The sequence below is a fragment of the Streptococcus cuniculi genome, assembly GCF_004570575.1.
Taxonomy (GTDB): Bacteria; Bacillota; Bacilli; order Lactobacillales; family Streptococcaceae; genus Streptococcus; species Streptococcus cuniculi_A.
This window is the reverse complement of sequence record NZ_SPPD01000019.1, coordinates 1-20,151: the sequence shown is the minus strand read 5'-3', so window position 1 is coordinate 20,151 and position 20,151 is coordinate 1. Positions and strand designations below refer to the sequence as shown.

At 42.7% G+C, this 20,151-nt stretch carries 10 protein-coding genes and 2 pseudogenes; 10 read left to right on the top strand and 2 right to left on the bottom strand.

What is annotated here, in order from left to right:
- Positions 1 to 80 precede the first annotated feature (80 nt).
- Positions 81 to 2,351, top strand: coding sequence for a DNA helicase PcrA (pcrA, locus tag E4T82_RS10125; RefSeq protein WP_135182704.1), 2,271 nt, complete (start codon positions 81 to 83; stop codon positions 2,349 to 2,351).
- Between the two features lie 398 nt (positions 2,352 to 2,749).
- Here the strand turns inward: pcrA and E4T82_RS10120 are convergent, their stop codons facing one another.
- A complete protein-coding gene (locus E4T82_RS10120) occupies positions 2,750 to 2,962 on the bottom strand; it encodes a hypothetical protein (protein ID WP_135182703.1) in 213 nt (70 codons plus the stop codon).
- A gap of 543 nt (positions 2,963 to 3,505) precedes the next feature.
- On the opposite strand from E4T82_RS10120, the gene rexB reads away from it, so the two are divergent.
- The 4 genes and pseudogenes from rexB (at position 3,506) to E4T82_RS10100 (ending at position 12,538) form a co-directional block, all read left to right on the top strand.
- The gene (gene rexB, locus E4T82_RS10115) at positions 3,506 to 6,751 is read left to right on the top strand and encodes an ATP-dependent nuclease subunit B (RefSeq protein ID WP_135182702.1); all 3,246 of its coding nucleotides are present in this window, start codon (positions 3,506 to 3,508) and stop codon (positions 6,749 to 6,751) included.
- Positions 6,741 to 10,346: a helicase-exonuclease AddAB subunit AddA gene (addA, locus tag E4T82_RS10110; protein ID WP_135182701.1), complete on the top strand. Its 3,606-nt coding sequence runs from the start codon at positions 6,741 to 6,743 to the stop codon at positions 10,344 to 10,346. The genes rexB and addA overlap by 11 nt, the downstream gene beginning before the upstream one ends.
- Before the next feature lie 152 nt (positions 10,347 to 10,498).
- Positions 10,499 to 10,996, top strand: coding sequence for a YkgJ family cysteine cluster protein (locus tag E4T82_RS10105; RefSeq protein WP_135182700.1), 498 nt, complete (start codon positions 10,499 to 10,501; stop codon positions 10,994 to 10,996).
- Positions 10,997 to 11,322: 326 nt separating this feature from the next.
- Positions 11,323 to 12,538, top strand: a pseudogene (locus E4T82_RS10100) (amidohydrolase).
- Between the two features lie 76 nt (positions 12,539 to 12,614).
- Here the strand turns inward: E4T82_RS10100 and E4T82_RS10095 are convergent.
- Positions 12,615 to 14,537, bottom strand: a complete 1,923-nt coding sequence (locus tag E4T82_RS10095) for a BglG family transcription antiterminator (protein WP_135182699.1) — start codon at positions 14,535 to 14,537, stop codon at positions 12,615 to 12,617.
- A 197-nt stretch (positions 14,538 to 14,734) separates the two neighbouring features.
- On the opposite strand from E4T82_RS10095, the gene E4T82_RS10090 reads away from it, so the two are divergent.
- The 5 genes and pseudogenes from E4T82_RS10090 to E4T82_RS12870 form a co-directional block, all read left to right on the top strand.
- Positions 14,735 to 15,190 (top strand): PTS sugar transporter subunit IIA, encoded by a 456-nt coding sequence (locus E4T82_RS10090; protein ID WP_135182698.1) that lies wholly within the window; start codon positions 14,735 to 14,737, stop codon positions 15,188 to 15,190.
- Position 15,191: 1 nt separating this feature from the next.
- On the top strand, positions 15,192 to 15,509 hold the full coding sequence (locus E4T82_RS10085) for a PTS fructose transporter subunit IIB (RefSeq protein WP_135182697.1): 318 nt from the start codon (positions 15,192 to 15,194) through the stop codon (positions 15,507 to 15,509).
- 23 nt (positions 15,510 to 15,532) lie between these two features.
- The gene (locus E4T82_RS10080; RefSeq protein WP_135182696.1) at positions 15,533 to 16,627 is read left to right on the top strand and encodes a PTS fructose transporter subunit IIC; all 1,095 of its coding nucleotides are present in this window, start codon (positions 15,533 to 15,535) and stop codon (positions 16,625 to 16,627) included.
- Between the two features lie 90 nt (positions 16,628 to 16,717).
- Positions 16,718 to 19,387, top strand: coding sequence for a mannosylglycerate hydrolase (gene mngB / locus E4T82_RS10075; protein ID WP_135182695.1), 2,670 nt, complete (start codon positions 16,718 to 16,720; stop codon positions 19,385 to 19,387).
- A 73-nt stretch (positions 19,388 to 19,460) separates the two neighbouring features.
- Positions 19,461 to 19,813 (top strand): annotated as a pseudogene (locus tag E4T82_RS12870) (enolase C-terminal domain-like protein); the annotation flags it as partial.
- Positions 19,814 to 20,151: the final 338 nt, after the last annotated feature.

Below are 20,151 nucleotides of genomic sequence, written 5' to 3'. Positions count from 1 at the left end.
AATTGGAAGTCTTGGAAAATCAGAAGGGCAGTCTGTTCTTGCGCCTTGATTTTCTAAAAGACAAGAGATGAGGAGAGAAGATGAATCCTTTATTAAATGGAATGAATGAGAAGCAGGCAGAGGCGGTTCAGACAACAGAAGGTCCCTTGTTGATTATGGCGGGTGCGGGGTCTGGTAAGACCCGAGTCTTAACGCACCGCATTGCCTATCTGATTGATGAAAAAATGGTCAATCCATGGAATATCTTGGCCATTACCTTTACCAATAAAGCTGTTCGTGAGATGAAGGAGCGAGCCTTTGCGCTGAATCCAGCAACGCAGGATTGCTTGATTGCGACTTTCCACTCCATGTGTGTGCGGATTTTGCGTCGTGATGCGGATCATATTGGCTACAATCGTAATTTTACCATTGTGGATCCGGGGGAGCAACGAACCTTGATGAAGCGGATTTTGAAGAATCTGAATCTGGATCCGAAAAAATGGAGTGAACGATCGATTCTCGGCACGATTTCCAATGCTAAAAATGACTTGATTGACGAGGTAGCCTATGAAAGTCAGGCTGGAGATTTCTACACGCAGATTGTTGCCAAATGTTATACTGCCTATCAAAAAGAATTGCGCATGAGTGAGGCAGTAGACTTTGATGATTTGATTATGCTGACCCTACGCTTGTTTGATCAGAATCCAGAGGTGCTGACCTATTACCAGCAGAAATTCCAGTATATCCACGTTGATGAGTATCAAGACACCAACCATGCCCAGTATCAGTTGGTGAAGCTCCTTGCTTCACGTTTTAAAAATATCTGTGTTGTGGGAGATGCAGATCAGTCAATCTACGGTTGGCGTGGTGCGGATATGCAGAATATCCTTGATTTTGAGAAGGATTATCCAGAAAGTAAGGTTGTCCTGCTGGAAGAAAATTACCGCTCGACCAAGACAGTCTTACAGGCAGCAAATGACGTCATCGCTAATAACCGCAATCGCCGTCCGAAAAATCTCTGGACACAAAATGATGAGGGGAATCAGATTATCTACTATCGTGCCCGCGATGAGCAGGATGAAGCGATTTATGTAGCGGGTCAGATTGATGACTTAGTGCGAGCAGGTAGCGCCTATCGTGATGTTGCGGTCTTGTATCGGACCAATGCCCAATCTCGGACCATTGAAGAAGCCCTTTTAAAGGCCAATATTCCCTATACTATGGTCGGTGGAACCAAGTTCTATAGCCGGAAAGAGATTCGTGATGTCATTGCCTATCTCAATGTGATTGCAAATCCAGCAGATAATCTCTCCTTTGAGCGAATTGTCAATGAACCAAAGCGTGGGGTAGGACCTGGTACGGTAGAGAAAATTCGTGATTTTGCCCAAATACAGGCGATGTCCTTGCTAGAAGCGAGCCAGCATATCCTCTTGTCTGGAATTAAGGGCAAGGCAGCTCAGGCCGTGTTTGACTTGTCCAATCTGCTCTACCAGTTACGGGAAGAGTTGGATAGTCTTTCGATTACAGAGTTGGTTGAGGCTGTCTTGAGTAAGACGGGCTATATGGAAATGCTCACCCTCCAAGCAACCTTGGAAGCCAATGCTCGAATCGAAAACTTGCAGGAATTTCTTTCTGTGACCAAACATTTTGATGAGGAAAATGAGGTAGAAGGAGAAACAGGCTTGGAAACCTTGAGCCGTTTCCTCAATGATTTAGCTTTGATTGCCGATACGGATGACGGGGAGCGTGAGAGTTCAGCAGTAACCTTGATGACCTTGCATGCGGCGAAGGGGCTTGAATTTCCAGTTGTCTTTCTCATCGGCATGGAAGAAAATGTCTTTCCGCTTAGTCGCGCGGCTGAAGATGAGGACGAATTGGAAGAAGAACGCCGCTTGGCTTACGTGGGCATTACCCGCGCAGAGAAACAACTCTATCTGACAAATGCCAACTCCCGCCTCTTATTTGGGCGGAGCAGTTATAACCAGCCTAGTCGCTTTATCCGAGAAGTATCGAGTGATTTACTGGATTATCAAGGTCTAGCAAGACCTGCCAATACAGCCTTTAAGGCCTCCTATGTCAATGGTCAGACCAGTCGGTTTGGTCAAGGGATGAGTTTGCAGCAGGCGATTCAGTCTCGTAAGTCTCACATTCAACCTCGTCATCTAGGAGATGACTTGCCCTTTGGAAAGTCTAGTGGTACCTCACAAGCCGATTGGTCGGTTGGAGATAGTGTTATTCACCGAAAATGGGGACGAGGAACGGTCCTTGAAGTTACAGGGAGCGGCAATAGCCAAGAGTTGAAAATCAATTTCCCAGAACTAGGCCTCAAAAAAGTCCTAGCAAGTCTTGCCCCAATTCAAAAAGAGGAGTAAAACAAGATACGAGGGCGTAAAAAAAGCGACTGAAAATTAGGAAACATGACGAAGAAGCGTAGCTTCTAGGCATGTTTATCTATTTTCCGAGCTTTTAGCCCGAGTTCAATTCCACAAGATACGAGAGCGTTAAAAAGCGACTGTACTCTCGTTGAAGAAACTCTCCACTGGAGCGTTTCTTCCGTATCCGTAAGCGAACGAAGTTCGCAACGGCTACAGCAAAATTAGGAAACATGATGAGTGAAAGCTCCAGTGGAGGTTTTTACCCTAATTTCTAAAGGGCTGTCTATCTATTTTCCGAGCTTTTAGCTCGTACACAGTTCGGATTGATACAAGCTAATGACTCCTCTATACAAAAAAACGCCTAGAAATTTTCATTTCTAAGCGTTTTTGACTGTCTAAGAATTAAATCCTAGTAAGAGGATAAAAAAGGTCATATAGAGCAGACCTGCGAGAAGGAGCAGGTAGCCTAGTAAGAAAAAGGCTTTGACAGCTTTCGATAAATCAATTCGATGAAAAGACCTTATAAAACTGATACCAAGCAACAGATAGACGAGAAGAATGACAACGCAAACAAGGCGTAGAGCAGAAAGATAGTCAAACATGAACATAAACAACTCCTTAAAACAAGATACAAAGCCCGTAAAGAACTCAAAGCGAAAATAGGAACTATGACGACGAAGCTCAGGCTTCTAGGAATAGTTGTCTTTTTCGCACAGAGTTTAGGGCGTGTTCAATTACAAGATACGAGAGCGTAAAAAAAGCGACAGTATCACAAGGGCATCCGTATCCGTAAGCGAACAAAGTTCGCAACCGCTACAGCAAAAGGGGATAGGATACTCTGTAGACTTCCATTTCAACTTCTGGTTTAAGAAAGGATTTTGTAACCCCTTTCTTAAACCAGTATATCCTATTTTTTCGAGGATTTCAACTAGATTCATGCTGGGTTGGGAGATTGCGTTTTCCCTCAACTCTCAGAGGTTAGGTTGGTAGAGAGAGCTGCTATTATATAGCAACATCTGCCCCTCTGAGATTAGCTATAGTAAACAGGAAGAAGCTCCTCCGATGAACCTAGCAAAAGAGGCAGGTTTTTCTGACTTTTGGTATAATGGAGATAATCTGATTTACAAAGTAGACGATAGAAAGGAGATTCGATGAAATTATACTATGCAGATATTCGTTATCCCTTGACCCGTTTTTTGGCGGAGCTGGCAAGGAACTATACGAAAGACGGAAAGCGGGTCTTTTACATTGCTCCTAATTCCTTTTCTTTTGAAAAAGAACGAGTGGTCTTGTCTACCCTCAAGGAAAAAGGTTCTTTTGATATGATGGTGACCCGTTTTGAGCAGTTGGCACGCTATTTTACCCTCAAGCAACTGGACGAGAGAAAAAACGTGGATGATACAGGACTAACCATGATCTTTTTTAGGCTCTTGTCACAAATGGACGACAAGGAGTTTCAGGTCTATGGCAAGGTCAAGCAGGACATCGCCTTTATCCAACAATTACTTGACTTATACAAGGAAATGCAGCGCTCTAACGTAACCGCTGCAGACTTGGTACAATTAGATTCTCCCGCAAAAGAGGCAGATTTGGTGAAGATGTTGACTGCCTTTGAACAGGTGATGATGACAGAAGGGTTTCAAATTGCGACCAAAATTGCTCAATTTCGCAAGGCTGTTGAATCTGGTCAACTCAATCAGGAGTTAGCAAATGTTGTTCTCATTGTGGATGGATTTACTCGTTTTTCAGCTGAGGAAGAGGCGCTTATTACGGCTTTGAATGGACGTGTGGCAGAAGTGGTCATTGCAACTTATGCGAGTTCCAAAGCATACCAAGCAACCTATATTGAGGGAAATATCTACCAAGCCGGTGTAGAGTTTCTCCGCCATTTAGCGCAGACTTTTCAGACCAAGCCCAGCTATCTAGCGGGGGCAGATGAGCAGGATGTGCTGGGGATCATTTCGCAAAGTGTGGAAGCCCGCTATGATTTCTCTAATCGGCAGATAGAGGTGACGGCAGAAGCCAAAAAGGCTGTCCAGCTGTGGGAAGTGACCAATCAGAAAGAAGAAGTCCGTCAGGTGGCGCTTAGTATTCGGCAATTGCTTCATCAAGGGGTACGATATAAGGATATTGTGGTTCTCTTGGGCGACGTAGACAGCTATCATTTGCAGCTTGGAAAAGCCTTTGACCAATATGACATTCCCTACTATCTAGGACGAGCAGAGGAGATGAGCCACCATCCCTTGGTGCATTTGATTGAGTCCTTAGAACGCTTGAAACGCTATCGTTTTCGGACGGAGGACATGCTCAACCTCTTGAAATCAGGTCTCTATCAGCAATGGTCTCAGGAGGCAGTAGATAGGTTTGAGCAGTATCTCTTGTTTGCAGATGTCAAGGGGCAGGCGCAGTTTGAACGCGATTTTACAGCGAAGAATGGCACTCGCTACGATTTGCGAGAGCTGAATCATGTCCGTGAAAAAGTGATGGAACCCTTGACAGGCTTTTTTAAGGCTCGTCCTCAATCGGGCAAGAGTTTGTTAGAAAAATTCCGTGATTTTTGTGAGGCGATTGCATTGCCCCTCAATATGGAGGCGCTATCTGCACCATTTGGGGAGGTGGAGCAGGAGAAAGATGAGCAGGTTTGGAATCGCTTCGTTCGTCTCTTGGAGGACATGCACCAGATTTTTGGAGCGGAGAAATTGACGGTTACGGACTTTCTAGCCATTTTACGGGCAGGTATGCTCGCCAGTACCTATCGTACCCTACCTGCAACTGTTGATGTGGTACGGGTTAAGTCCTATGACTTGATTGAACCCCATACAGCTAAGTATGTGTTCGCCATTGGCTTAACCCAGACTCATTTTCCCAAGCTCGCTAAGAATACCAGCCTATTGACAGATGCAGAAAGGGTGCGGCTGAACGAAGCGACCGGTCCCTTGAGCAAGTTTGATGTGGTAAGCCGTGAGAATGTCAAGAAAAATCATTTTGCCATGATTTCGCTACTCAATGCAGCCAGTGAACAGCTGGTTTTGTCGGCTCCCCAACTTGCCAATGAAACAGAAGATACGCTGTCCCCCTATCTGCAACTCTTGCAGGAATTGGGGATTCCGAAAGAGGAAAAAGGGAAAGCTAAGGGCTTTCAGCTGGATGATTTGGCACACTATAAGAGCTTGTTAGCTCGTGTCATTGAAGTAAATCGCCTGCCATTTGAAGCGGAGTGGAGCAAGGAGGAAGAAACATTCTGGCTAGTCGCTATTCGCTACTTACGCAAGAAATTGGAACAAGAACAGATTGTCATTCCAGCTATTACAGGTGAGGTCGAGACCAGTCCGCTAGCGCCTGATACGCTTGAGGTTCTCTATCCGACAGGAGAGCCACTTGTGCTATCTGCTTCTAGTTTGACCGATTTTTATCAGAATGAGTATCTCTACTTTATCAAGCATGTCCTACGTTTGCGGGAGCGAGATAGCATTCATCCCGATGCGCGTAGCCATGGGAATTTTCTTCATCGGATTTTTGAGCGGGTAACGACCAATCATAGTCATCAATCTTTTGATGAAAAATTGCAAGAAGCGATGACCGAGACCCGCAAGGAACCGTCTTTTAAAGCTCTTTACCAATTCGATGCGGAGAGTCAGTTTTCAGAAACCGTCTTGTTGGATATCGCGCGGGCAACCTCTTTGGTTTTACAGGCTGATCCTGTTACCCAAGTTGTGGCAAATGAGGCTGTCTTTCGCTGGGAACAAGCACCGCTGTTGACATTAGGAGAGAAAAGACCCGTTCAAGTAGTAGGGAAAATAGATCGCTTGGATCAACTGACCTCAGAGCAGGCCTTTGGAGTAGTGGACTACAAATCCAGTAGCAAGCAGTTTCATATTGACCAGTTTTACAATGGGTTGAGCCCGCAGCTGATAACCTATCTTGCAGCGGTTCAGCAACTACCAGAATTTAGCCAATCAGAGAAGATTTTTGGTGCCATGTACTTGCACATGCTCGATCCGATTGTCAAATTGACAGATACCAAGTCAGAGGATCAGGTATTGGCACATGCCTATAAATCTCTCGTTTATAAGGGCTTGTTTTTGGAAGAGGAGAGCAATCGCCTGAATCATCTCTATGCCAAGAGCAAGGCTTCGCTTTTTACCCAGCAGGAGTTGGATACGATGCTAGCCTATAATCAGCACTTATATCGACAGGCGGCAGAGAAGATTTTAGCAGGGCAGTTTGCGGTCAATCCGTATACAGAGGACGGTCGCTCGGTTGCGGGTGAGCAACTAAAGGCAATCACGGGATTTGAAGCGGATCACCATTTGTCCTTGGCTCGTCCTCTTCTAAAAGGTGGTAAGAAAGAAGAGTGGCTAGACCGAATGAAGAAAGGAGTAGCAGATGAGCTTTGAAGCATTTTTAAGTCCAGCTGATATCGTAGCATTACAGAGGGAAGAGGCCCAGTCTGATAAGGTGCAGAAACGAACGCCGGAGCAAATCGAAGCAATCTACACCAATGGGCAAAATGTGCTGGTATCGGCTTCTGCTGGCTCTGGCAAGACCTTTGTCATGGTAGAGCGGATTTTGGATAAGTTGAAGCGAGGGATTGGTATTGACCAACTCTTTATCTCGACCTTTACGGTCAAGGCAGCAGGTGAGCTACGAGAGCGGATTGAACGGCAGCTGACCAAGGCGATTTTGGAGAGCCAGAATGACGAGTTACAACGCCATTTATCAGCTCAATTAACCAATCTTCCCAATGCGGCTATTGGGACCATGGATGCCTTTACCCAGCAGTTGGTGATGACCTATGGTTATCTGTTGGGCACTGCACCGACCTTTCGGATTTTACAGGATAAAAATGAGCAAGACCTGCTCAAGCAGGAAGTATTTTCGGACTTGGTGAGCGACTATATGGCGGGGAAGGACAGGGGCATCTTTCAAGAATTGGTACGGAATTTCTCTGGAAATCGCAAGGACATGAAGGGCTTTCGGGAGGTTGTCTATCAAGTTCACACCTTTAGTCAATCAACCAGTCATCCGAAGAAGTGGCTCACAGAAACCCTCCTTAAGGGTCATGAGCAGTTTACAACCCTCGCTAGTCTGCCCCCTTCAACCTTTGAGGGACTCTTAGATAGTATGGAGCGGGCTGCCAATGACTTGGAGGATGTGACAGATTTACCTAACTATAAAAAAGCAACGAAAGCCGGTAAACCAACGGCCACCTATACCAAGCATCAAGCCATCATCAGCCAGTTGAGGGAGTTACTGGTAGCGCATGCCAGTTGCAGGGAAGTAGAGCCACTCCCCCAAGTAGTCGCCCAGTTGGTGGAGCTCTTGCCATCCGGTGCAGAAGTGACGGTAGCTGGTACAAAATACCCAGTCTTTAAAGACTTGCAGGTACGATTGACCAATTTAAAACACTTGGAAACGGTGCTTGCCTACCAGCCTCAGCTGCTCCCCCTCCTTGGTCTTTTGAGAGATTTTGTCCTTGACTTTTCGGAGCAGTATCTACAACGCAAGATGCAGGAAAATAGTTATGAATTTACGGATATTAGCCATTTTGCCATTCAAATCTTGGCAGATTATCCCGAGATTCGTACTCTCTACCAGTCGACCTATCACGAAGTCATGGTCGATGAGTATCAGGACAACAATCATATTCAGGAGCGGATGCTAGATTTGCTATCAAATGGGCATAATCGCTTTATGGTAGGGGATATTAAGCAGTCGATCTATCGTTTTCGTCAGGCAGATCCCCGTATTTTTCAAGAGAAATTTGAATGCTATCAGGCAGATCCGACCGCTGGCAAGTTGATTCTCCTAAAGGAAAATTTCCGAAGCCAATGCGAGGTGTTGGATGCGACGAATGCAATCTTTACCCGTCTCATGGACAAGGCAGTCGGTCAAATCACCTATGATGAGACCCATTGCCTGGTCGCAGGAAGTGACCGCCAGAAGATTCACCAGCCTCATCACCAAATGGAGTATCTGATTTACAACACAGATGTGGCTGAGGAGGAACAGCAGGAAGAGGGAGAGGTCAGCGCAGGTGAAGTGGAGCTTGTTGCTAAGGAAATCATTCGCCTGCACAATGAAGAGCAGGTTGCCTTTTCAGATATAACTCTGCTTGTGTCTTCACGAACCCGCAATGAGCGTATTTTGACCAGTTTTGAGCAACATGGCATTCCCTTGGTATCTGACGGCGGTGAGGCGCACTATCTCAAGTCCTTAGAAGTGATGACGATGCTGGATACCCTACGCGCCATTAACAATCCGCTCAATGACTATCCCTTGATTGCCCTCTTGAAATCACCGATGTTTCGCTTGACAGAAGATGAATTAGCTCGCATTGCCTTACAGGCTGATTCCGCCTATTTCTACCAGAAGCTCCAGCAGGCTATGGCAGGTAAGGGGAGTGCTGCTCACTTGATTTCTCCAGCCTTAAAGAAAAAGTTGGGGCATCTCAATACCTATTTGCTTCAGTGGAGGAACTATGCCAAGACCCACTCTATCTATGACTTGATTTGGAAGATTTTTAATGACAAGTTTTATTACGACTATGTGGGGGCGCTGCCAAATGGAGAAAAGCGTCAAGCTAATCTGTATGCGCTTGGGCTACGGGCGAATCAGTTTGAAAAGACAGGATTTAAGGGGTTGGCGCGCTTCATTACGATGATTGATAAGCTGATTGCGAGCGACAATGATTTGGCAGATGTAGAGCTTGCCCTCCCGCAAAATGCAGTTCAACTCATGACCATTCATAAGAGCAAGGGCTTGGAATTTAAGTATGTCTTTCTCCTCAATATGGACAAGGATTTTAGCCGTCAAGAAAGTAGAAGCCCGATAGTCCTCAGTCGTGAAAACGGGATTGGCGCCCAGTACCTAGCTGATATGAAGGATAAATTTGAGACGCCCTTACCCCATGTATGTGTCCAGATGAATACTCTTCCTTATCAGCTCAATCAAGAAGAATTGAAGCGCTTGAGCCTCTCAGAACAGATGCGTCTGCTCTACGTTGCCATGACGCGGGCAGAGCAAAAATTGTATTTGGTTGGAAAAGGCAGCCGGGAAAAATTGTCTAATCGGTATGACGGGAAATCCCGTTCGGGTGTCTTAGCCCAGTCCACACGGGAATCAATGACGAATTTTCAAGATTGGATTTTGGCGATAGAAGAAGCCTTTCAGGGGCAGGACCTGCATTTCAAAAAGACCTTTGTGGAAGCAGAGGATGTAACACCAGAAAAGATTGGGCAGTTGGCTATTCCAGTGCAGGTGCCAAAAGATGATGTCAAAGACAACCGCCAGACTGAGGATATTGTAGTGGCACTAAATCAATTATCAGCTGTTGAAACACTCAATCAAGAGTACAGGGCTGCGATTGACCTGCCGAGCCTTCGGACACCGAGCCAGATTAAGAAACTCTATGAGCCTGTCCTCGCAGATGAGGACCTTGCCATTATGGAGAGCTACGCTCCTAAGCGGACATTTGCCCTGCCTGATTTTAAGAGCAGGCAGCAGGTGACAGGTGCGCAGATTGGTTCTGCTGTACATGAACTGATGCAACGCCTCCCCCTTGTCTCTCCGATGACAGCAGCTATAGTGACCGATACACTTGCAGATGTCAAGGCTGACGAGGCTGTCAAAGAAAAGATTGATGTCGCTAAGGTTGTCGCTTTCTTTGCAACGCCCCTCGGTCAGGAAATACTGGCGCAGAACGAGCGCGTGCGTAGAGAGCAGCCCTTTGCTGTCTTACAACGCGACCTGCATGCCGAGGAGGACTATGTGTTGCGTGGGATTATTGATGGCTTTATCCACTATCCAGACCATATCGTTCTCTTTGATTACAAGACAGATCAATATCAGCATCCAAGCCAGCTGGTCAAACGCTATCGCGGTCAAATGCAGCTCTATGCCGATGCCCTCAAGCAAGCCTACCAAGTAGAAAGAGTGGAACAATACCTGATTTTACTAGGTGGTGAGAACATTGAGGTCGTTCATTTGTAGTAGCAAGAGCAGATAAGGGATAGTGAATGTTCGATAGGAGAGGGAACGTTGAAGGACGATGAATAAGGGTGGCGGAAAGGCTGGTCTGATATGGACGTGTTGCAGGTCTGTCTCAGCTATAAGAGAGGAGAGAAAAGGAAGGAGGAACGAGTATGAATCAGACAGGGATTGACATTGAGTATTACAAGCAATTAGCGCAGCAGAAGCAGGGAGAGCACCGTAAATTTTTAGCGACCTTGAAGAAGAAAGCCCCCAAGGATTTGGATAAGATAGTCCAGCAGATGCATCGGGAGGTCTTTGAGGAGATTGACTGCACTGCCTGTGCGAATTGTTGCAGGACGCTAGGTCCTCTCTTTACCGAAGCCGATATTACTCGGATTGCCAAACATTTCCGGATGAAGTTGTCCGTTTTTGAGGATCTCTATCTCAAGGTCGATGAGGACGGAGACAAGGTTTTTCAAGCCATGCCCTGTCCCTTTCTAGGAGAGGATAATCTTTGTAGCATTTACGATATCCGTCCCAAGGCTTGTCGCGAGTTTCCCCATACCGACTGCAAGAAGATTTACCAAATTAACCACCTAACCCTAAAAAATACCCTTACCTGCCCTGCTGCCTATCTCTTTGTGGAGAAATTAAGAGAGCGCTTGTGAGGGGAAATGACGAGTGCGTTAACAGTACATCATGTCCCCTGTTTGAAGAAACTCGTTTCGCCCGTATCTGTAAAATGAGCAAGGTCGTAATAACGACCTTGCATTTACATTCGAATAGCCATAGAAGTAACCGATTCAAACTGGATACATGTAGCTCTTTTTGCATGGATTGTGGTTTCTGTCGTTTCATTGTTTAGGAGTATAAAAGAGCTAGTTTTTGTCTCTATTTAGGGTCGGACAAACATTTTTTGCGATTTTGTGCTATCCTAAGTAAAGGAGAACAATGAGAATCAGGATAAAAATGTAGGACAACAGGAGGAAATGAGATGTCTATTCAACAAGTATTACAGTCACTAGATAAGATTTAGGAATGGCAGGAAGAAACCTATCGGTATCTGCATCGTCATCCAGAACTATCCATGCAGGAAACACAGACAGGGCAATTTATTTTTGACCGGTTACAAGACTACGGCTATCAGACGCAACTGATTGGTGGTGGAGTTGTCGGAGTGTTGCAAAATGGAGTTGGTCCGACGGTTTTGTTTCAGGCAGATATGGATGGATTGCCGATTAAAGAAGAGACGGGGCTGGATTATGCTTCGCAAGTTGTGATGAAGGACTTTAAATGGTAATATGGTTCCCGTCATGCATGCCTGTGGGCATGATGTTCATATCGTCGCTGGGCTGGGAGCGGCTTGGGCATTAGCTACGCACCTAGACGAATGGCAGGGAACTTATATTGCCCTTTTTCAACCGGGTGAAGAAATCGCAGCGGGGGCAAAAGCCATGATAGCAGATGATCTATTTGCGAAAATTCCGCACCCGGAAGTGGCCCTAGGTCAGCATGTTCTGACAGAACCTGTAGCAGGGAAGGTTGGCACCCTGTCAGGACCATTTCTATCCAGCGCTGCATCACTAAAGATTACAATCTATGGTCAAGGGGCACACGGTTCCATGCCCCATCTTAGTGTCGATCCAATCGTTATTGGCTCCTCCATTGTAATGAAACTCCAGACCATTGTGTCTCGTGAGGTGAATCCTTTTCAATTCGCAGTAGTATCGGTCGGGAGTTTTCAAGCAGGCTTGAAAGCCAATATTATTCCAGATTCAGCTAGTCTCTTGGTCAACATTCGAACCTATGATGAAAGGGTTGAGCAACAGGTCTTAGAGAGTATCAAACGCATTGTCTATGCGGAATGTGAAGCGGGAGGTTGCACGAGAAAACCTGACGTAGAAGTCTTTGACCGTTATCCTCTGACGGATAATGATGCCAAGATAACAGCTGAGGTCACGGAAGCCTTTGAGACCTATCTAGGCAAAGAACGAGTAGTGGTCTACCAGCTGATGACGGCTTCAGAAGATTTTTCCTATCTTCCGCGTGCCCTTAATATCCCCTATTTCTATTGGGGCTTTGGAGGCTTCACCGAAGACCAAGAAATCTACGCTAACCACAATCCCAAATTCGCCCCAGCGATCCAACCCACCCTCCGAACAGGCACAGAAGCCGCCATTGTAGCAATCTTGCGTTATTTGGGGAAGTGAGAGCTGGAAAGACGATAAAATAAATCAGTTGCATGAGGAAGATGCGACTGGTTTTTTGATAACTCAGAATCGTTCATTACTGGGAGAAGAACTTTTGGAGTACCTCGAAGGAAGGCTCTTTTAGTAATGCTGTCTGTGCTTTTTCTGAACTAATAAAATCAAGGAGTTGTTCGTATATATCTTGAATATTTTCTGAATCTTCGGCTTTAATCGCAAATAGGAAAACGAATTTGATTGTTTTGGAATCCCAACTAATCCCTTTAGGAGCAACAACTGGGAAAATACTACTGGTAATAACACTATTTCCCAAAGGGTGAGGAATCGCAATGGTATCGCCAATAATGGTAGAGGAGATGTTTTCTCTCTCATAAATTTCTGATAGAAAATGCTCATTGACAACCTGCTGCTCCAATAAGATATGATGTAATTTTTCCAGAAGATTCTCTTTCGATATTTTTGTCTTGAGATATAAAAAACGATCTTTAGCAAATAGACTGATAGCTGTTGCGCTTTTGGTAATCGTTGCAATTCGCTTTTCTATTTGGTGCATTGCTGTTTCTAAGTCATTGATATCTATAAATACTACATCAGCAAGAGGTTGTCGCATTGGTACAGTTGAAAGAACGATATCAAAAGTGTGATAATCTTGCTGGCGCTGAAAATCGAGATATGAAAATTTTTGGATTTCTCCAAAAGTATTAGGAAATCTGCGTTTGATTTTGAATTCGATAATCGAGCTCAATGTCTTACCACTTCCGCAAACAATAGCGAGTGAAAGTCGTTTTGCAGTCTCTCCTGCACAACGTTCCATTGCATTGGCGAAATGAAGAGCGATATAGGAAATCTCATCTTCAGAGAAATGGACATTGTACTGTTTAACAATGATTTGGCTGCATGTGACAGCTAGTTCAAATGCATAGGGAAAATTATTTTTAATGGTCTTAAGAATTGGATTTGTTCGTTTTCCCTCAATAGTTTGAATATTGAGAAATAACTTAAGGTGTTCAAGAAGACTATTTTGTAGCTGTTGATCTAAGTGCCAATCTGCATTTGTTGTTTCAGTTAGCGTTTGAAAAATGAGGGCCACAAGTTCCTCAGCCAAAAGCTGGTTCTCATTGGTCGATTGATGATCAATGAGATGAGGAAAATTCTCAGCAATAGAAAACTCGATATATTGTTGTTCCTCAGAAGCAATCTTGATCGAAAAGTGTTGTTCAATAGTTGTGATAAACTTTTGAACCAGCAGTTGCGTCTCTTCATTTAGATGAATATGCTGATGAAACTCTGTAATATGATGTCCGTATTTTATACGACTAATGGACAGGAGTAGTCTAGTAAATAAATTTCGATAAAAATAATCAGAACTGGATCGGATAAAATGACTAAAGAAATTCTGAAAAATAGACGAGAAGGCTGTATAATTGATATTCATGCAGATATCTCGTTCAATAGCTGATGTCCCAATGATATATTCAGAAATATTTTCTTTCAGAATCAGGTTGATAATCGCAGCTCTCTTATCTTGTTCTAGTCCTGTTAGGATATATCCCAGGTTACTTTTATTGACTAATTTTAAATGATAGGGAGCCATGTATTGCTTTAAGGTTCTGAAATCATTATATAAGGTATTTTGACTGACAAATAGAATCGATTGTAGATAGTCTTGGCTAATATAATCATCAGATGTTAAAAAGATGCGGATGAGATAACGTATCCTAGAATCAGACGTAGTAAAGAAAAAAGTGCCACTATCTTGATTGGTCCAGAAAGCATCAAACGTTGCTTTATCAGAGTATTCAATAATATACCCTTCCTTTCGGATTAGCGTGATAGTGGCACCTTGTTCTACTATGTAGTCATTAATTGTATTGATGTCTGAACGAATGGTTCTATCAGAGACACCGCAGTAGGAGCTAAGTTCATCAATAGGAATCGGTTTATTTTTTTCTATTAATACATTCAAGATATTGTCTAATCTTTGAAAGTCAAAAATAGGCATGTGTCTCTCCTTGATTTGATACTATTTCTATTTTAGCATAAAATAGCGATTTTAAATTTTATCATTTTTCCAAAATGAGATTGAAAAATCTAAAATATATTTTTTAGATTTTGCGAATAAAAGTTGGAAAATAGCATTAGTGACAGTAGCTGTGTAGAGTGGTATCATGAGGATGTAAACGAAAGGAAGCGTAAAAGATGGAATTTAGTCAAGAGCATATCTTTTTAAATGTGAAAGCAACAACTAAAATTGAACTATTCAACTCTATTGCAAACTACGCGCAAGAACAGGGAATAGTAGCAGAAGCTTTACAGTTGGTAGACGCATTTGTAGAAAGAGAAAATGAAGTGTCGACAGGTCTACAGGATTCATTTGCTATTCCACATGCTAAGGCGGATTTTATTAAAAAACCGACCATTCTCTTTTTAAAATTACAAGAACCAATTGAGTGGGAGACATTTGATGATCAAGCGGTTTCAAATGTCTTTGCTTTACTAGTGCCTAGTCAGTTTGAAGGTATGATGCATTTAGAAATGATTAGTAGAATTGCGACCTCTCTTCTTGAAGAGGACTTTGTTACACTTGTCAAAAACTCATCTAATGTGGATGAGCTTCAAAAAATTATCTCAACAGTAATGGAAGGAGAACAATGAGATGAAAATTGTAGGAATTACCTCTTGTCCCGCAGGACTAGCACATACTCCCATGGCAGCAAAGGCTCTTGAGAAAGCTGGATCTAAGTTAGGGCACCAAGTTAGAATTGAGCAACAGGGCTCTATGGGGCAGGTTAATCAATTGACAGAGCAAGAAATTGCATCCGCGGATTTTGTCTTACTCGCAACTGATCAAAAAATTACAGGCCAAGAACGATTTGAAGGGAAAAAACAAATTCGTATCAATATAGTCACCTGTATCAAAGCTCCCGAAGCTGTATTAAAAAAATGTGTTGAAGCAGTCTCTAACAAAAGTTAACATCATAGAAAAGGAGTGTTGAGATGAATAAATTTCTAACGAGTGCTAAAGGTCACTTGATGACTGGAATCAGTTTTGCTTTACCGATGATTATTGGAGCATCACTAGTAGTTGCTATTCCCAAAATGATTGCTCTAGCAATGGGGATTACGAGTCTAGATTCATTTGCCGAAACAGCGGGAATCGAACACTATTTATATCAGATTGAGCAGGTCGGATGGACCGGTATTGGTCTCATCAATACAGTTCTTGCTGGTTTTATCGCCTATTCAATTGCAGATAAACCCGCGCTAGGTGCTGGTTTAATTGGAGGCGCCATTGCTTCAAAAACAAATGCTGGTTTCCTCGGAGCCATGATTGCTGGTTTTGTTGCAGGGTATGTTGTGGTTTGGTGTAAAAACAACGTCAAAGTTTCTGAAAAGTACACAGGTATGTTGCCTTTAATCGTATTTCCACTCTTTGCGACCATGTCTGTCGCTCTCGTCATGGGGGTCATATTAGCAGGACCACTTGGAGCAATTAATACAGGACTAGTGGACTGGATTAAAGATATGATTGAAAATGATGTGAATAAAGTCGTACTCGCATTCATTATGGGAGCGATGATTGGATCAGACCTAGGCGGTCCAATCAATAAAGCCTCTTGGTTAGCAGGAAATGTCTTACTAGCAGAAGGAATTTATCTGCCTGCAATTATTGTCAATGTGGCTATCTGTGCGGTACCGATGGGATATGCTCTGGCTTCTCTTTTCCATAAAAATAAAATTAGTTCAGAATTGTTGGATGCCAGTCGCAATAACTATGTTATGGGCTTTATCGGAATTACGGAAGGAGCTATTCCATTTACAATGGTCAATCCTTTGAAACTCGTACCGATTAATATGATTGGAGGAGCGATTGCTTCTGCAATTGGAATTATGCTAGGAATGTATGATAAGATGCCTCCTGTTGGTGGAGTTTATGGCTTCTTTACAGTTGGAAATGGCTGGGCATATCTAATCGGATTATTTGCAGGTGCCGCCTTTATCGGTTTTGTTGCCCCCATTCTAGTAAACTTTAAAGAAACAGCTGATACTGAAGAGATTAGTGTAGATGATATTGAAATTAGCTTTGAATAAAGGATGAAGTCTTTCAGCTTTTAAAACAAAAACACAATAGTGAGGAGCTGAGTAGGATTTCTCAGCTCTTTTTTCAGAAAGGAGAAGTAGATGACAAAAACAGTTCATGTTGTCCCCCATTCTCATTGGGATAGGGAGTGGTATTTTACAACTAGTCGCTCTAAAATTTATCTCATGCATAATTTGAAAAAAATTATTACCTTGCTACAGGAGGAGAATGGTTTTGACGCTTATACGCTTGACGGTCAAGTTTCCTTATTGGATGATTACTTAGCTTGGAGACCAGAAGATCGAGCAGTTATTGAACGCTTAGTCCAAGAAGGAAAGTTGATTATTGGACCTTGGTATACTCAGACGGATCAAATGGTGATATCTGGTGAGAGCATTGTGCGCAATATGCTTTATGGAATGAACATCGCAAAAGAATTTGGGGATTGTATGAATGTTGGCTATGTTCCGGATTCTTTTGGGCAATCTGCTGCGATGCCACAAATTTATCAAGAGTTTGGGATAGAAGATACCTTATTTTGGCGTGGTGTTAGCGATGATGATGTCAAACAGTCAGAGTTTAAATGGCGTGGTGAGGATGGCTCAATTGTCAATGCCTATCAGATTCAAGCGGGTTATTATATCGGTGGTGATATTCCAGAAGATAGGGAGAAGCTAAAATCCTATTTTCACAAAAATCCGTATCAAACGATTTGGTCAAAAAGTAGTACCAATCAAGTGATTTTTCCAAACGGCTTTGACCAAGCACCGGCGCGTGAAAATTTGGTTGAGTTAGTGGAAACGATGCAACAATTGTATAAAGATGAGTATGAATTTAAAATTTCAACCTATGTCCATTACATTCAATCAATCAAAGAGCAACATCCAGAGTTAGAAGAAATTGCTGGAGAGCTATTAAATGGGAAATTGATGCGTATCCATAAGTCTATCTTTTCCTCACGTTCTGATTTGAAAAGGTTAAATACTCAGATCCAAAATTATTTGGTGAATGTCTTAGAGCCTCTGCTTTCTTTATCTCGATCTTTGGGATTTGACTATCCAGTAGAGGTAGTTAAAGAAATTTGGAAACTGATGTTTGAAAATGCAGCCCATGATTCGATTGGCTCATGTGTATCTGATACAACGAATGAAGATGTATATCTTCGCTATAAACAAGCTCGTGATTTAGCAGAGAATTTAGCTGAGCTGAAGATGCGTGAGATTGTCATGCATTTAAATAGTCATCAAGATATTACAGCAACAGTATTTAATCTTTCTGGACGTCCTAAAAATGGTGTAGTAGAAGCGGAATTTTATGTTCCTCAACTTGATTTTGCAGTCAAAGATGAAGAGGGAAATCGTTATGCTTATACAATTACCTCCTCAGAGGATCAGACGGCTTACATTCTCGGCCAAGGAAATGTACTAGACTCTGCAAAAGAAACTTACAAGCCCCAAAAAGTATATAAGGTGGCAATTGCCATTCAATTTGAAAATCTCCCAGCATTCGGCTATAAAAATTTTTATTTAGATTTAGCAGAGAATACGCATAGGATTCAGGCGATTTCGGTAGGACAATCTATTGAAAATGACTACTATAGTATTACAGTCAATGAGCATCATACTTTGGATATTCTTGATAAGGTGACTGGTCGTCTCTATCGCAATCAAGCAGTTATTGAAGAAAATGGTGATGATGGAGATTCATTTAACTATTCTCCACCGAGACAGGATTTAGTGATTCGCTCACCAGAGTTTGTACCAGAGGTTGCTGTAGTCACTTCAGAGATTGTGAGTGAACTATCCCTGTCTTACTTGTTTAAAGTCCCTCAAAATTTAGAAAAAAGGGCAGAAGGAATTTGCGATACTGATTTACCGATAGAATTGAAAGTGTCACTAAAAGCAGGCTCTCCGATGATTGAGTATGCTTTCCATGTTGATAATCGGCTTGTTGATAGTCATCGCGTATGCATTCGTTTTAATAGTGAAATTGCTTCGCAGTTTTCAAAAGCAGATCATCAATTTGGGACCATTAAGCGTCCGGTTGTCCGAGATGAGATGACCTTGTGGCAGGCAGAGCCTGAAAAATGGAATGAAGTCCCTATTGCGATTGAGACCTGTCAGTCATTTGTTACACTAGATAATGACGAACGGGGACTAGCAGTTATTCCCAAAAGTGTTCGAGAGTATGAAATTGTGGGAGACGAATATGATACTATTCGCTTGACTTTATTTAGAACCTATGGATTTATGGGGCGTGAGAATTTATTGTATCGCCCAGGTCGCGCATCTGGTGAAACAGTTATCGCAACACCGGAAGCACAATGTCATAAACACATGGACTTTGCTTTCTCAGTTGTTTACTATCAGGGAGATATGAACTCTTATGGCTTGGCAGCTAAGGTTAGCGACTATTTGAAAGAGGTTCAAGTGTATCAGTATTCGGACTATTTAAATACCCGCTTACGCTTTACCCAGTTTCCAGTTGAAAAAAACTTGGATACAGAATATACCTTATTCCAATTGACAGGTAATGCCAGTCTTAGTATTGTTAAGAAGGCAGAGGAAAGACCTGGTTATATTTTTAGAGTGTACAATGGGGATTATCATCAATCAAGTCAAGCAAGTGTAACGTTTACGGTGGCTCCCTCTTTTGTCGAATTGGTCGACTTAAAGGAGGAAAGGAAAGAAGACTTACCTGTAGTTGATAAAACCGTTACTCTCCTTGAACTTTCGCATAATAAATTTATGACACTATATGTTGAATTTTAAGCATGTAGCAATTTTGTAAAGCAACAGCCATTATTTTCAAGCCAGCGATTTAGCTGGTTTTTATTTTTTTATAGGAGGAGTTTTAGAGACTTGTAAGCTAGTAGCAATAGCTGAAATGAATACCATGGCAGTAGCCTCCACATGCTCCGTATGGACCAATGGCGTGGCTACGACTTTCCAAGTTGATGTTTGTACTCCGAATGTCTTTATTCAAGAACAAAGTCTAGGAATCCACTAGAATAAAGGGATCGATTGTTTGCAACAAAGACGTTTTCCAATACAAAGATGGTTTCATTGATATTCCAAAAGGCCCAGGATTAGGTTCTGAAATGAATCTTGAGTTTATCAAGGATAATGGGTAAGGAAGGACTTGTTTGGACGAATCCAAAATGGAGACATTATGACGGAACTATTGCTGAGTGGTAGTAATCGAAGAGTACTTTATGGATAATGCACTTATTTTTAAAAGATAAGTGTATTTTTGTGGTAATGTTTATCTGCTATGATACATGCTATTTGATGTAGCTAGTCTTTATGCTATAATCCCGACTTTATCACTTGTTTTTTCCCCCCACCTTGCTCCCCCCCTTGGTAGAGTAAGGTTTTTTAATAAATTTCAACGTCTTATCTTGTTGTGTATGGTTATGTATGGTATAATGAACTATGGCTTTTATTAAAACAACAACAAACAAAGAAGGTAGGACGCATGTTTACCTTGTAGAAGGCTATCGTAAAGATGGTAAGGTCAAACAGCGTATCCTTAA